Genomic DNA, 14,317 nt, shown 5'->3' with positions numbered 1-14,317 from the left:
CGCAGGCCGGCCGGGCAGATCACCCCGTGCCTGCGGGCGACGGGTCTTCGGAAGGCTGTTTTACGGATGACAACTGTGCTGCCCGACCAGTTCGGGCACTTCGGCCGTTTCGGCGGCAGGTTCATGCCGGAGGCGCTGATCGCGCCGCTCGACGAGCTCACCACGGCGTGGCGGGAGGCGATGGCCGACCCGGCGTTCGCCGGTGAGTTCGAGCGGATGCTGAACCAGTACATCGGCGCCCCGAGCCTGCTGTACGACGCGACCCGGTTGTCGGACGTGGCCGGTGCCCGGATCCTGCTGAAGCGCGAGGACCTGAACCACACCGGCGCGCACAAGATCCGGAACGCGATCGGCCAGGCGCTGCTCACCAAGCGGATGGGCAAGACCCGGGTGATCGCGGAGACCGGCGCCGGCCAGCACGGTGTCGCGACCGCGACCGCCTGCGCATACCTGGACCTCGAGTGCGTGGTCTACATGGGCGAGGTGGACACCGAGCGGCAGGCGCTGAACGTGGCCCGGATGAAGCTGCTCGGCGCCGAGGTGATCTCGGTCAAGACCGGCAGCCGGACCCTGAAGGACGCGATCAACGAGGCGCTGCGGGACTGGGTCGCCAGCGTCGACAAGACGCACTACATCCTCGGCACGGCGGCCGGTTCGCACCCGTTCCCGGCGATGGTCCGCGACTTCGTCCGCGGGATCGGCGACGAGGCGCGGGCGCAGTCGCTCGAGCTGCTCGGCAAGCTTCCGGACGCCGCGGTCGCCTCGGTCGGCGGCGGCTCGAACGCGATCGGCCTGTTCGCCGCGTTCATCCCGGACGAGGACGTGAAGCTGTACGGCATCGAGCCCGGCGGCGAAGGCTTCGACACCGGTCGGCACGCGGCCACGATCAGTGCCGGGCAGGTCGGCGTACTGCACGGCGCCCGGTCGTTCCTGCTGCAGGACGAGGACGGCCAGACGATCGAGTCGCACTCGATCTCGGCCGGGCTGGACTACCCGGGCGTCGGGCCGGAGCACGCGTGGCTGGCCGAGACCGGCCGGGCGACGTACCGGCCGATCACCGACGCCGAGGCGATGGACGCGTTCCGGCTGCTGTCCCGGACCGAGGGCATCATCCCGGCGATCGAGTCCGCGCACGCGGTTGCCGGCGCGCTCGACATCGCGAAGGAGCTCGGGCCGGAGGCAACCATTCTGGTGAACCTGTCCGGCCGCGGCGACAAGGACATGGACACGGCCGCCTCCTGGTTCGGCCTGGCCGGCAAGGAGACCGGACGTGAGTGAGCTCGTTGCCCTCGGCAAGGCCGGGGTCGCGGTCCGGAAGGCGAACGACGCCGGCCGCGGCGCCCTGGTCGGGTACCTGCCGGCCGGTTACCCGACGTACGACGGTGCGTTGGACGGCTTGAAGGCGCTGGTCGACGGCGGCGCCGACGTACTCGAGCTCGGCCTGCCGTACAGCGACCCGGTGATGGACGGCGTCACCATCCAGCGCGCCACCGAGATCGCGCTCGCCGCGGGCCTGCGGACCCGGGACGTGCTGAGCACGGTCGAGAAGATCGCGGCGTACTCCGACGTCCCGGTGCTCGTGATGACGTACTGGAACCCGATCGAGCGGTACGGCGTGGACCGGTTCGCGGCCGACTTCGCCAGCGCCGGGGGAGCGGGGCTGATCACGCCCGACCTGATCCCGGACGAGGGCGCGGAGTGGATCGCCGCGGCGGACAAGCACGAGCTGGACAAGGTGTTCCTGGTCTCGCCGTCGTCCACCGACGAGCGGATCGCGATGACGACGGCCGCCTGCCGCGGCTTCGTCTACGCAACGGCTGTGATGGGCGTCACCGGTGCGCGGGACAAGCCGTCGGAGCTCGCGGCGCCGCTGGTGGCCCGGGTGAAAGCGGCGACCGAGGTACCGGTCGGCGTCGGCCTCGGGATCTCGAACGGTGACCAGGCGGCCGGGGTGGCGGCGTTCGCGGACGCGGCGATCGTCGGCGCGGCGCTCGTCAAGGCGCTCGGGGACGGCGGCCCGGCCGCCGTCCGCGCACTCACCGAGGACCTGGCAGCGGGTGTCCGACGGGAACCCCGCGCGGCCGCCGGTCGTTGAACACGCCGTGAGTCGAACCAGGAACGCGGCCCTTCTGCTCGCCGCGGTGGCTCTGCTCGCCCTCACGGGCTGCAGCGGCGGCAAGGACAAGGAACAGGCCGACAACCCCGGTGGCGCGGTCATCCGCACCACCCAGGACCCGAACGGGTTGCGCGGGGCGACGCTGGACCGGCCGTACGCGATGCCCGCGCAGACCCTGACCGACACCGGCGGCAACCCGTTCAACCTGGTCACCTCGACCAAGAAGCCGGTCACGCTGGTGTTCTTCGGCTACACCAACTGCCCGGACGTCTGCCCGACCGTGATGGCCGACGTGGCGTCCGCGCTGACCAAGCTGGACGAGTCGGTGCGGGACCAGGTGCAGGTGCTGTTCATCACCACCGACCCGTCCCGTGACACCGGCCCGGTGATGCGCAAGTACCTGGACCGTTTCGACCCGGCCTTCGTGGGGCTGACCGGGTCGCTGACCGAGATCAAGAACATCGCGAAGGCCGTCGGCGTACCGGTGGAAGGCATGAAGAAGCTGCCGTCCGGCGGCTACGAGGTCGGCCACGGTGCGCAGGTGCTCGGTTTCGGGAAGACCGACAAGGCGAACGTGCTGTGGTTGTCGAACGCCGCCATCGGCGACCTCGCCCACGACTTCGGGAAGCTGGTGGAGGACAACCAATGACGGCCCCTTCAACTTCTTCTTCTTTCCGTGCGAAGCACCGGTCCTGGTTTCCGTGGGTTTCGCTGGCGGCGCGGCTGGTGCTCGGCGGTGTGATGCTGGTGGCCGGCGCGTTGAAGGTGACCGATCCGGAGACCGCGTCCCAGGCGGTCCGCGCGTACGAGCTGCTGCCGGAGGCGCTGGTCGCCCCGATCGGGTGGGGACTGCCGTTCCTGGAGATCGCGATCGGGTTGCTGTTGATCGTCGGTTTCGGTGTCCGCGCCGCGGCGGTCGCGGCGGGTGTTTTCATGGTCGTGTTCATTGCCGCGGTGGCCTCCGCCTGGGCGCGCGGCCTGGCGATCGACTGCGGCTGCTTCGGTGGCGGCGGGCAGGTCGCCCCGGGTGACACGAAGTACCTGCAGGAGATCCTGCGGGACGTCGGCCTGCTGCTACTGGCAGCCTGGCTGTGGTTGAACCCGGTGAGTAAGTTCGCCCTCGAGTCCGATCCGCACACACCCCCGACAGGAGCCCCGGCGTCGTGAGCAAGACCAAAACCCCCGTGAACCCGCTGCTGCAGCAGAAGAAGCGGTGGATCTCGCCCGGGATCGTCGTGGTGATCGTGCTGGTGCTCGCCCTGGCCGGCGGTGTCGGCGTGCAGTACTGGCGCAGCCACTCGAAGGTCGAGGTGAGCTCGAACGGCCGCCCCGAGCCGGCCGTGATCCAGGGCCCGGGCACGTCCGGCAAGGGCGTCACCGTCGGCACGGAAGGCGCCAAGGCGCACATCGACATCTACCTGGACTTCCGCTGCCCGCACTGTGCGGAGTTCCATGAGGAGACCGGCGCGACCGTCGACAAGCTGGTGCAGGACGGCACCGCGACGCTGACCTACTGGCCGCTGACCTTCGTGAACCCGGACGCCTCGCCGCGGCTGGCCAACGCGTTCGCCGCCGCGGCCGCGAACGGCAAGGCGCTGAGCTACGCCGACGAGCTGTACGCCGACTTCTCGAAGTCGTGGACCACCGACCAGCTGATCGAGCTGGGCAAGCAGCTGGGCCTGGACGACGCGAAGTTCGAGCAGGCGGTCCGGGACAACAGCTACGCCGGCTGGCTCGACACCGTCTCCAAGGCCGCCGACGACCGCGGCGTGACCGGGACGCCGACCGTCTACGTCAACGACAAGCAGCTGGACGCCGACAACCTGACCGCCGAGGGCCTGCAGAAGGCCGTCGACGAGGCCGCGGCGGCCGGCTGAGGCTCACGCACCGAGTCCCCATCGTGACCCCGGGTTCCTGGCCGCGGTGGGGACGGTCGAGTAGCGTTCCTGCTTGCCATGATTACTATGCCGTCTAGTCTGATCTCCGCCGTGATGGTTCCGGCGTCCATTCCCAGCCCGAGCCAGGGTGTCTGGCATCTCGGTCCGCTGCCGATCCGCGCGTACGCGCTGTGCATCCTGGCCGGCATCTTCGCCGGCTACTGGCTCGGCCGCCGCCGGTGGGTCGCCCGCGGCGGTTCGCCGACGGTGCTCGCCGACATCATGTTCTGGGCCATCCCGTTCGGGCTGGTCGGCTCCCGGATCTACCACGTGATCACCGACGCCGAGCTGTACTTCGGCGCCGGCAAGAGCCCGATCGACGCGCTGAAGATCTGGAACGGCGGGCTCGGCATCTGGGGTGCGATCGGGTTCGGCGCGCTCGGCGCCTGGATCGCCTGCCGGCGGGCCAAGGTGCCGTTCCTGGCGGTCGCCGACGCGATGGCGCCCGGGCTCGCGCTGGCCCAGATCTTCGGGCGGTTCGGCAACTACTTCAACCAGGAGCTGTTCGGGAAGCCCACCGACCTGCCGTGGGGCCTGCAGATCGACCCCGCGCACCGGCCCGAGGGGTACGCCGACTTCGCCACCTTCCACCCGACGTTCCTGTACGAAGCGCTCTGGAACGTCGGCGTGATCGCGCTGATCATCCTGGCCGGCCGGCGCTTCACCCTCGGCCACGGCCGCGCGTTCTTCCTGTACGTCGCCGCCTACACCGCCGGCCGCGCCTGGATCGAGAACATGCGCATCGACACCGTCAACCACTTCCTCGGCCTCCGGCTGAACGTCTGGACCTCGTTCGTCCTGTTCGTGCTGGCGGTGGTCGCCTTCGCGATCAGCGCCGTCAAGTACCCCGGCCAGGAAGACATCTCCACCGGCCCCGCCGCCGGCCAGCCCGCTGAGGACGCCGAGTCGACGGACTCGACCGACGAACCGGAGGACGGCACGACGCCGGTCGACACCACCGAGCCCGGGACGTCGTCGGAGCACGACGCGGCTACCTCCGCAGCTCCCGAGCGGAGCTCGGAAGGCTCCGCCGAGGCAGGGCCGGCTGCCGAGGCCACCAGGCAGCCGGCGGAGTCGAGCAACGGATCAGATGGGGCTCGTGACTGACGGTCCTGCAGTTTCTCCCGAGCATCGCGGCGACCACACCCACCGGGATGTGAACGGCGGCTGGCTACGACCGGCGGTGTTCGGAGCAATGGACGGCCTGGTCTCGAACTTCGCCCTGATCGCCGGCATGGACGGCGGCACCGAGTCCGGCTCGCATTTCATCGTGCTGGCCGGACTCGCCGGCCTGGCCGCCGGCGCGTTCTCGATGGCGGCGGGGGAGTACACCTCCGTCGCCTCGCAACGCGAGCTCGCCCGGGCCGAGATCGAGCTGGAGCGCAAGGAGATCCAGCGGCACCCTCTCGACGAGGAGATCGAGCTCGCCGAGACCTACCGCGCGAAGGGCCTCGACCCGGACCTGGCCAGCAAGGTCGCCAAGCAGTTCCACACCGACCCGGACCAGGCCCTCGAGGAGCACGTCCGCGAAGAGCTCGGCATCGATCCGCACGACCTGCCGAACCCACTCGTCGCGGCCGCGACGTCGTTCATCTGCTTCGCGGTCGGCGCGTTCATCCCGCTGCTGCCGTACCTCCTCGGCGCCGGCAGCGTCGTACCCGCTCTGGTCCTGTCGCTGAGCGCCCTGTTCATCTGCGGCGCGGTCGTCTCCCGCGTCACGTCCCGCTCCTGGTGGTACTCCGGCCTCCGCCAACTGATCCTCGGCGGCCTGGCCGCAGCCCTCACCTACTTCGTCGGCACCCTCGTCGGCCCGGGCATCGGCTAGGCCCTGAACAATCCGCTGTAGGCGTTCAGCGCGGGCTGGCCGCCGAGGTGGGCGTAGAGGACGTTGGAGTCGTTGGCGATCTCGCCGTTCCGGATCAGGTCGATCAGGCCGGCCATCGACTTCCCCTCGTAGACCGGGTCGATGATCATCCCCTCGAGCTCCCCGGTCAGCCGGATCGCGTCCAGGGTGGATTGCACCGGGACGCCGTACAGGTCGCCGGCCCAGCCCTCGAGTACGACGATCTCGTCGTCGCGCAGGTCCCGGCCGAGCCCGATCAGCTCCGCGGTCGCGCGGGCGATCCGGCTGACCTGCTCGTGGGTCTCCTTCAGCTTGGCGCTGGCGTCGATGCCGATCACCCGCCGCGGCCGGTCCTGTCCGGCGAAGCCCGCGATCATCCCGGCCTGGGTCGACCCGGTCACCGCGCACACCACGATCGTGTCGAAGAAGACGCCGAGCTCGCGCTCCTGCTGCTCGACCTCGTAGGCCCACTGCGCGAACCCGAGCCCGCCGAGCCGGTGGTCCGACGCACCGGCAGGGATCGCGTACGGCGTCCCGCCGCGAGCCTCGACGTCGGCCAGTGCCTGCTTCCAGCTGTCCTTGAACCCGATCCCGAAGCCGGCCGGGTCGAGCCGGACCTCCGCGCCCATGATCCGGCTGAGCAGAATGTTGCCGACCCGGTCGTTGAGCGCGTCCGGCCAGTCCACCCAGTTCTCCTGGACCAGCACCGCCTTCAGGCCCACCTTCGCGGCAACCGCGGCGACCTGCCGGGTGTGGTTGGACTGGTAGCCGCCGATAGACACCAGCGTGTCCGCGCCCTGCGCGAGCGCGTCCGGGACCAGGTACTCCAGCTTCCGCGTCTTGTTCCCGCCGTACGCGAGCCCCGAGTTGCAGTCCTCCCGCTTCGCCCACACCCGCGCCCCACCCAGATGCGCACTCAACCGATCCAGCGGATGCACCGGACTCGGCCCGAACAACAACGGATACCGCGGAAAGTCACCTAATGGCATGTGCCCCTCCAAATCTCGACCCCACGGCCCCATCTTCGCCCAGACCCCCGCACTACGGGAGCGCGAATCGGGGCTGTGGCCGGGATATGGAGTCGGGGCGTGTGCTTCGGGCTTGGAATCGGGGCAGGAGTTGCGAGTGTGAACACCATCTGGTGGGGTCGCACAGTAAATAGCCTGTTCACGGCCCCCCGGTCCGCATCTCGGGCAGTCGGCCTTCCGGCTTCGCCTGGGCGTCGAGTTGTGAAATCTGGTCTGGATTTCCGGCCCAGCCGAGCCATTCCCCACAACTCGATGCACCCGGGTGGATGGGGCGAGGATCACGCGATGATGCGGGCGGCCTCCTCGATGACGGGGAGCAGCTGCTCAAACGTGTCGAGGTGATGCCGGGGGGCTGGCCGGGTCAGCGACCACGCGGCTCGCGACACGCCCGTGTACGCCGCCACCAGGACGGCCCCACGTCGTACGGCGTCCAGGTCGCCACCCTGAGCGGCCAGCAGCTCGTCCAGTGGTGTGTCGACGGCCAGCAGCAGGTAGCCGAGGTGGAAGCCGGCTGGGCTGAGGCCGAACTGCTCCCAGTCGATAGCCAGTACGTCATCCCCGGTGCGACCCAGCAGGTTCACCGGATGGACATCGCCGTGGGTTGGCACGCGTGGCAGCGTGTCCAGCACGTCCAGTGCGGCGGCACGTCGTACCCACAAGGCATCAGTCGCCGGGTGGCGGGGGAGGGCCGACCAGCCGCCTCGGCGTTCTACGGTCGTCAGACGGTCTCGCAGTACGTTCCGCGCATCCCACGAGGGCTCTGCCACCTTCCCGCGCGCAAACCGGCCTGGAGCGCCTGCCAGAGCCTCTCCAGACCACACGACAGGCTCCACGCGGGCCATGCGCAGGGTGATGCCGCTCGCGTCCTGCTCGACGCCCAGACACACGGGTGAACGGAGACCCGGGGTGCTGGCGACGACACCGGACGAGGCGACCAGCGCCTGGCGTCGCCAGTAGCCGTGGTGCCTGGGGTCCTCCACGCCGGGCACGAGGCGCTTGACCACCTGACCGTCACCGGTGAGCCAGACACCACCGGTCGCCTGGACGGTGCCGGTTGTCAGCGGACGCCATGAACGAGAGGGCTGCCAGGTCATGGGCATGGCTGACCAGCGCCGGGCTGTCTCAGTAGGTGAATTTTGGGGGTGGTGGGTGGTTCGGGGCGGGGGTTGTTGGGAAGATAGAGGCTGGTAGTGAGCGCTTGCTTACTGTGGGTGAGAAGGGCGTGGTGACGGTGGAATGGAAGTCCATCTGTCGGGCGTCATGAGGTAGTCTCGGGACTCCCGGCTTGGGCCAATGTTGTCCCGCGGCCAGTTGTTGACCGTAGGACGACGGGAGCTCCTGAATGATTGGTCGCCCGCCCTTCACGATCAGGCAGAGCCCGAGCGAGGGTCTGTACGACGGACAGCACGAGCACGACGCTTGTGGTGTCGCCTTCGTCGCGACCCTGACCGGTGAACCCAGCCACGACATCGTGGCGAAGGCCTTGACCGCCCTGCGCAACCTCGAGCACCGCGGCGCTTCCGGCGCCGAACCGGACTCCGGCGACGGCGCCGGCATTCTGATCCAGATCCCGGACGCGTACTACCGCAAGGTGTGCGAGTTCGAGCTGCCGGTGCAGCGCAGCTACGCGACCGGTATCGCGTTCCTCCCGGCCGATCCGGACGACGCCGCCAAGGCGATCGCCCGGATCGAGGAGCTCGCCGCGGAGGAGAACCTGGCCGTCCTGGGCTGGCGTGACGTCCCGACCACCCCGGACCTGCTCGGCGCCACCGCCCGTTCGGTGATGCCGACCTTCAAGCAGCTGTTCGTCGCCGCCAAGGCGGGCCGGGTGCTCGGCCTGGCGCTGGAGCGGATGGCCTTCCGGCTGCGCAAGCGCGCCGAGAAGGACACCGAGACGTACTTCCCGTCGCTGTCCGGCCGGACCATCACCTACAAGGGGATGCTGACCACGGACCAGCTGGACAAGTTCTTCCCCGAGCTGACCGACCCCGACCTCGCCTCCGCGATCGGCGTCGTGCACTCGCGGTTCTCCACCAACACGTTCCCGTCCTGGCCGCTGGCCCACCCGTACCGGTACATCGCCCACAACGGCGAGATCAACACCGTGCAGGGCAACCGGAACTGGATGCGGGCCCGCGAGGCCCTGCTGGCCAGCGACCTGATCCCGGGCGACCTGGAGCAGCTCTACCCGATCTGTACGCCGGGAGCCTCCGACTCGGCGTCGTTCGACGAGGTCCTGGAGCTGCTGCACCTGGGCGGCCGGTCGCTCCCGCACGCGATGCTGATGATGATCCCGGAGGCGTGGGAGAACGCCACCACGATGGACTCGCAGCGGCGGGCGTTCTACGAGTTCCACTCGACGCTGATGGAGCCGTGGGACGGCCCGGCGTCGGTGGTCTTCTCCGACGGCACGAAGGTCGGCGCCGTCCTGGACCGCAACGGCCTGCGCCCGTCGCGCTACTGGGTCACCGAGGACGGTCTCGTCGTACTCGCGTCCGAGGCCGGCGTGCTGGACATCGATCCGGCCACGGTCACCGAGAAGGGCCGGCTCGAGCCGGGCAAGATCTTCCTGGTCGACGTCGACGCGCACCGGATCATCACCGACTCCGAGGTGAAGAACGCGCTCGCCGGCGAGCACCCGTACGACGAGTGGCTGCACGCCGGCCTGATCCGGTTCGAGGACCTGCACGAGCGTGAGCACGTCGTGCACAGCCACGCCTCGGTCACCCGCCGCCAGCAGGTGTTCGGCTACACCGAGGAGGAGCTGCGAGTCCTGCTCACCCCGATGGCCAGGACCGGCACCGAGCCGATCGGGTCGATGGGCACCGACACGCCGATCGCCGTCCTGAGCGAGCGGCCGCGGCTGCTGTTCGACTACTTCGCGCAGCTGTTTGCGCAGGTCACGAACCCGCCGCTGGACGCGATCCGCGAGGAGCTCGTCACCTCGCTGTCGTCCTCGCTCGGCCCGGAGGCGAACCTGCTCAGCCCGAGCCCGGCGTCCTGCCGCCAGGTGGTGCTGCCGTTCCCGGTGATCACCAACGACGAGCTCGCCAAGTTGCGCCACATCAACCTGGACGGCGACATGCCGGGCCTGGCGACCACGGTGCTGCGCGGTGTGTACGACGTCGAGGGCGGCGGCGAGGCGCTGAAGGCACGGCTCGAGGCGATCTGCGCCGAGGCGACCGCCGCGATCGAGGACGGCGCCCGGATCCTGGTGCTGTCCGACCGGCACTCGAACGCCGACAGCGCGCCGATCCCGTCGCTGCTGCTGACCGCCGCGGTCCACCACCACCTGGTCCGGGAGAAGACCCGCACCCAGGTCGGCCTGGTGGTCGAGGCCGGTGACGTCCGCGAGGTCCACCACGTCGCCCTGCTGATGGGCTACGGCGCGGCCGCGATCAACCCGTACCTGGCCCTGGAGTCGGTCGAGGACCTGTGCCGCCAGGGCACCTACCTGCCTGGGATCGAGCCCGAGCAGGCGGTCCGCAACCTGGTCAAGTCGCTCGGCAAGGGCGTGCTCAAGGTGATGTCGAAGATGGGTGTGTCGACGGTCGCGTCGTACACGGGCGCCCAGATCTTCGAGGCGACCGGCCTGGCGCCGGAGCTGGTCGAGACCTACTTCACCGGTACGTCGTCCAAGCTCGGCGGGATCGGGCTGGACACGATCGCCGAGGAGGTCCGGCGCCGGCACCTGCGCGCGTACCCGGCCGACGGCATCCTGGCCGCGCACCGCAAACTGGAGATCGGCGGCGAGTACCAGTGGCGTCGTGAGGGCGAGCCGCACCTGTTCGACCCGGACACCGTCTTCCGGCTGCAGCACAGCACCCGGACCGGGCGCTACGACATCTTCAAGCAGTACACGGCCCGCGTCGACGAGCAGTCGGAGCGGCTGATGACGCTGCGCGGCCTCTTCGGCTTCGAGTCCGACCGGGAGCCGATCCCGGTCGAGGAGGTCGAGCCGGTCAGCGAGATCGTCAAGCGGTTCTCCACCGGTGCGATGAGCTACGGCTCGATCAGCGCCGAGGCGCACGAGACCCTCGCGATCGCGATGAACCGGCTCGGCGGCAAGTCGAACACCGGTGAGGGCGGCGAGGACCCGGACCGGCTGTACGACCCGAACCGGCGCAGCTCGATCAAGCAGGTCGCGTCCGGCCGGTTCGGCGTCACCTCGGAGTACCTGACGAACTCCGACGACATCCAGATCAAGATGGCGCAGGGCGCGAAGCCCGGCGAGGGCGGGCAGCTGCCCGGCCCGAAGGTGTACCCGTGGGTCGCCAAGACCCGGCACTCGACCCCGGGGGTCGGCCTGATCTCGCCGCCGCCGCACCACGACATCTACTCGATCGAGGATCTGGCCCAGCTGATCCACGACCTGAAGAACGCCAACCCGCAGGCGCGCGTGCACGTGAAGCTCGTCTCCGAGGTCGGCGTCGGCACGATCGCCGCCGGTGTCAGCAAGGCGCACGCGGACGTGGTGCTGATCTCGGGGCACGACGGTGGCACCGGTGCGTCCCCGCTGACCTCGCTGAAGCACGCGGGCGGTCCGTGGGAGCTCGGCCTGGCCGAGACCCAGCAGACCCTGCTGCTGAACGGGTTGCGGGACCGGATCGTGGTCCAGACCGACGGCCAGCTGAAGACCGGGCGGGACGTGATCGTCGCGGCCCTGCTCGGCGCCGAGGAGTACGGTTTCGCCACCGCGCCGCTGGTGGTGTCGGGCTGCATCATGATGCGGGTCTGCCACCTGGACACCTGTCCGGTCGGCGTCGCCACCCAGAACCCGGTGCTGCGCGACCGGTTCTCCGGCAAGCCCGAGTTCGTGGTGAACTTCTTCGAGTTCATCGCCGAGGAGGTCCGCGAGTACCTGGCCGAGCTCGGCTTCCGGGCGCTGGACGAGGCGATCGGGCACGCCGAGGTGCTGGACATCCGGCGCGCGGTCGACCACTGGAAGGCCGACGGCCTCGACCTGTCGCCGATCCTGCACGTGCCGGCGCTGCCCGAGGGCGCCGCGCTGCACCGGACCGTCGAGCAGGACCACGGCCTGGACAAGGCGCTCGACAACGAGCTGATCCGGATCTGCCAGCCGGCGCTGGAGACCGGTGAGCCGGTGCGCGCGCAGCTGCCGATCCGGAACGTCAACCGGACCGTCGGGACGATGCTCGGCCACGAGATCACCAAGCGGTACCGGTCCGCCGGCCTGGCCGACGGCACCATCGACCTGACCTTCACCGGGTCGGCCGGCAACTCGTTCGCCGCCTTCGTCCCGCGCGGCGTCACGCTGCGCCTCGAGGGCGACGCCAACGACTACGTCGGCAAGGGCCTGTCCGGTGGCCGGGTGGTGATCCGGCCCGACCGCCGGGCCCGGTTCGACGCCGCCGACCAGATCATCGCCGGCAACGTCATCGCGTACGGCGCGACGTCCGGCGAGCTGTTCATCAGCGGCGGCGCGGGCCAGCGGTTCTGCGTCCGGAACTCCGGCGCCACCGCGGTCGTCGAAGCGGTCGGCGACCACGCCTGCGAGTACATGACCGGAGGGCGCGTCGTCGTACTCGGCGCCGTCGGCCGGAACTTCGCGGCGGGCATGTCGGGCGGCGTGGCCCACGTGCTCGACCTGGACCACTCCCTGGTGAACCCGGACCTGGTGGACCTGCACCCGGTCACCGAGGACGAGTCCGAACTGCTGCACGACCTGGTCCGGCGGCACCACGAGGAGACCGGTTCGGAACGGGCGGCCAAGCTGCTCGCCGACTGGCCGGCCGCCGCTGCCAGGTTCACCACGGTGATGCCCCGCGACTACGCCCGGGTGCTGGCGGCCAAGGCGGCCGCCGAGCGGGACGGGCTGGACGAGGACGCCACCACGCGAGCGATGATGGAGGCCATCTGATGGCTGACCCGAAGGGATTCCTGACCACCGGCCGGGAGGTCGCCGGGCGGCGCCCGGTCGACGAGCGGGTCAAGGACTGGAACGAGGTCTACCCCGGTGGGCCCGGCAAGGCGCTGCTGCCGATCATCACCAAGCAGGCCGGCCGCTGCATGGACTGCGGCATCCCGTTCTGCCACAACGGCTGCCCGCTGGGCAACCTGATCCCGGAGTGGAACGACCTGGTCTGGCGCGACGACTGGTCGAGCGCGATCGAGCGGCTGCACGCGACCAACAACTTCCCGGAGTTCACCGGCCGGCTCTGCCCGGCGCCGTGCGAGACGTCCTGCGTGCTCGGCATCAACCAGGACCCGGTCACGATCAAGAACGTCGAGGTCGCGATCATCGACAAGGCCTGGGACACCGGTGACGTCAAGCCGCAGCCGCCGGAGTGGCTGACCGGCAAGACGATCGCCGTCGTCGGCTCCGGCCCGGCCGGCCTGGCCGCCGCCCAGCAGCTGACCCGCGCCGGTCACACCGTCGCCGTCTACGAGCGGGCCGACGCCCCGGGCGGGCTGCTGCGCTACGGCATCCCCGAGTTCAAGATGGAGAAGCTCCAGGTCGACCGCCGGATCCAGCAGATGAAGGAGGAGGGCACGGTTTTCCGCTCCGGCGTCAACGTCGGCGTGGACGTCACCGGGACCCAGCTCAAGCAGCGGTACGACGCCGTCGTCATCGCGACCGGGGCGACCGCGGCCCGCGACCTGCCGGTGCCGGGCCGGGAGTACGGCGGCATCCACCAGGCGATGGAGTACCTGCCGCAGGCCAACCGGGTCGCGCTCGGCCAGACCGTGGCCGGGCAGATCGTTGCCACTGACAAGGACGTCGTGATCATCGGCGGCGGTGACACCGGCGCCGACTGCCTCGGCACCGCGCACCGGCAGGGCGCCCGCTCGGTCACCCAGCTGGAGATCATGCCGCGACCCGGCGAGGACCGGCCGGCCGGGCAGCCGTGGCCGACGTACCCGATGATCTACCGGGTCGCCTCGGCGCACGAGGAGGGCGGCGAGCGGGTGTACTCGGTCTCGACCGTCAACTTCGAGTCCGATGCCCACGGCAACGTGTCCGGGCTGAACCTGGTCGAGGTCGAACTCAGGGACGGCAAGTTCACGCCGATCGAGGGCACCGAGCGGACCATCCCGGCGCAGCTGGTGCTGCTCGCGATGGGCTTCCTCGGCCCGGAGCGCGAGGGCTTCCTCGAGCAGCTCGGCGTCGAGCTGGACGAGCGCGGCAACGTGAAGCGGGACAAGAACTACCACACCTCGGTCGAGGGTGTGTTCGCCTGCGGCGACGCCGGCCGCGGTCAGTCCCTGATCGTCTGGGCGATCGCCGAGGGCCGCTCCTGCGCCAACGGTGTGGACACCCTGCTCACCGGCTCGTCGACCCTGCCGACCCCCATCCCACCCACAGCCCGCCCCCTGGCCGTCTGAGGGAACGATGATCCGGGCCGCAGGCAACGAATCGTTGCCTGCGGCC

At 70.1% G+C, this 14,317-nt stretch carries 11 protein-coding genes; 9 read left to right on the top strand and 2 right to left on the bottom strand.

The window, feature by feature from the left end:
• Positions 1-66 precede the first annotated feature (66 nt).
• The 7 genes from trpB (at position 67) to AB0H36_RS15045 (ending at position 5,878) form a co-directional block, all read left to right on the top strand.
• Positions 67-1,278: a tryptophan synthase subunit beta gene (gene trpB / locus AB0H36_RS15075; RefSeq protein ID WP_360522134.1), complete on the top strand. Its 1,212-nt coding sequence runs from the start codon at positions 67-69 to the stop codon at positions 1,276-1,278.
• Positions 1,271-2,095, top strand: a complete 825-nt coding sequence (gene trpA, locus AB0H36_RS15070; protein ID WP_360522131.1) for a tryptophan synthase subunit alpha — start codon at positions 1,271-1,273, stop codon at positions 2,093-2,095. The genes trpB and trpA overlap by 8 nt, the downstream gene beginning before the upstream one ends.
• 7 nt (positions 2,096-2,102) lie before the next feature.
• Entirely contained in the window at positions 2,103-2,765 is a 663-nt protein-coding gene (locus AB0H36_RS15065; protein WP_360522128.1) for an SCO family protein, read from the top strand.
• On the top strand, positions 2,762-3,283 hold the full coding sequence (locus AB0H36_RS15060; protein ID WP_360522125.1) for a MauE/DoxX family redox-associated membrane protein: 522 nt from the start codon (positions 2,762-2,764) through the stop codon (positions 3,281-3,283). The genes AB0H36_RS15065 and AB0H36_RS15060 overlap by 4 nt, the downstream gene beginning before the upstream one ends.
• Positions 3,280-3,993 (top strand): thioredoxin domain-containing protein, encoded by a 714-nt coding sequence (locus AB0H36_RS15055; RefSeq protein WP_360522122.1) that lies wholly within the window; start codon positions 3,280-3,282, stop codon positions 3,991-3,993. The genes AB0H36_RS15060 and AB0H36_RS15055 overlap by 4 nt, the downstream gene beginning before the upstream one ends.
• Positions 3,994-4,080: 87 nt before the next feature.
• A complete protein-coding gene (lgt, locus tag AB0H36_RS15050; protein WP_360522119.1) occupies positions 4,081-5,160 on the top strand; it encodes a prolipoprotein diacylglyceryl transferase in 1,080 nt (359 codons plus the stop codon).
• Entirely contained in the window at positions 5,153-5,878 is a 726-nt protein-coding gene (locus AB0H36_RS15045; protein WP_360522116.1) for a VIT1/CCC1 transporter family protein, read from the top strand. Before lgt ends, AB0H36_RS15045 begins: the two co-directional genes overlap by 8 nt.
• Here the strand turns inward: AB0H36_RS15045 and AB0H36_RS15040 are convergent.
• Positions 5,875-6,885 (bottom strand): 1-aminocyclopropane-1-carboxylate deaminase, encoded by a 1,011-nt coding sequence (locus tag AB0H36_RS15040; protein WP_360522113.1) that lies wholly within the window; start codon positions 6,883-6,885, stop codon positions 5,875-5,877. The two genes, AB0H36_RS15045 and AB0H36_RS15040, sit on opposite strands and share 4 nt — an antisense overlap.
• A gap of 317 nt (positions 6,886-7,202) precedes the next feature.
• Complete coding sequence (locus AB0H36_RS15035) at positions 7,203-8,018, bottom strand: phosphotransferase (RefSeq protein ID WP_360522110.1); 816 nt, start codon at positions 8,016-8,018, stop codon at positions 7,203-7,205.
• Between the two features lie 248 nt (positions 8,019-8,266).
• On the opposite strand from AB0H36_RS15035, the gene gltB reads away from it, so the two are divergent.
• Positions 8,267-12,805: a glutamate synthase large subunit gene (gltB, locus tag AB0H36_RS15030; protein ID WP_360522107.1), complete on the top strand. Its 4,539-nt coding sequence runs from the start codon at positions 8,267-8,269 to the stop codon at positions 12,803-12,805.
• Positions 12,805-14,271 (top strand): glutamate synthase subunit beta, encoded by a 1,467-nt coding sequence (locus AB0H36_RS15025; RefSeq protein WP_360522104.1) that lies wholly within the window; start codon positions 12,805-12,807, stop codon positions 14,269-14,271. The genes gltB and AB0H36_RS15025 overlap by 1 nt, the downstream gene beginning before the upstream one ends.
• Positions 14,272-14,317: the final 46 nt, after the last annotated feature.

This window comes from Kribbella sp. NPDC050820, from assembly GCF_040653975.1.
Taxonomy (GTDB): domain Bacteria; phylum Actinomycetota; class Actinomycetes; order Propionibacteriales; family Kribbellaceae; genus Kribbella.
Note: the sequence above shows the minus strand (reverse complement) of the source record. Positions and strands in the feature narration are given on the sequence as shown.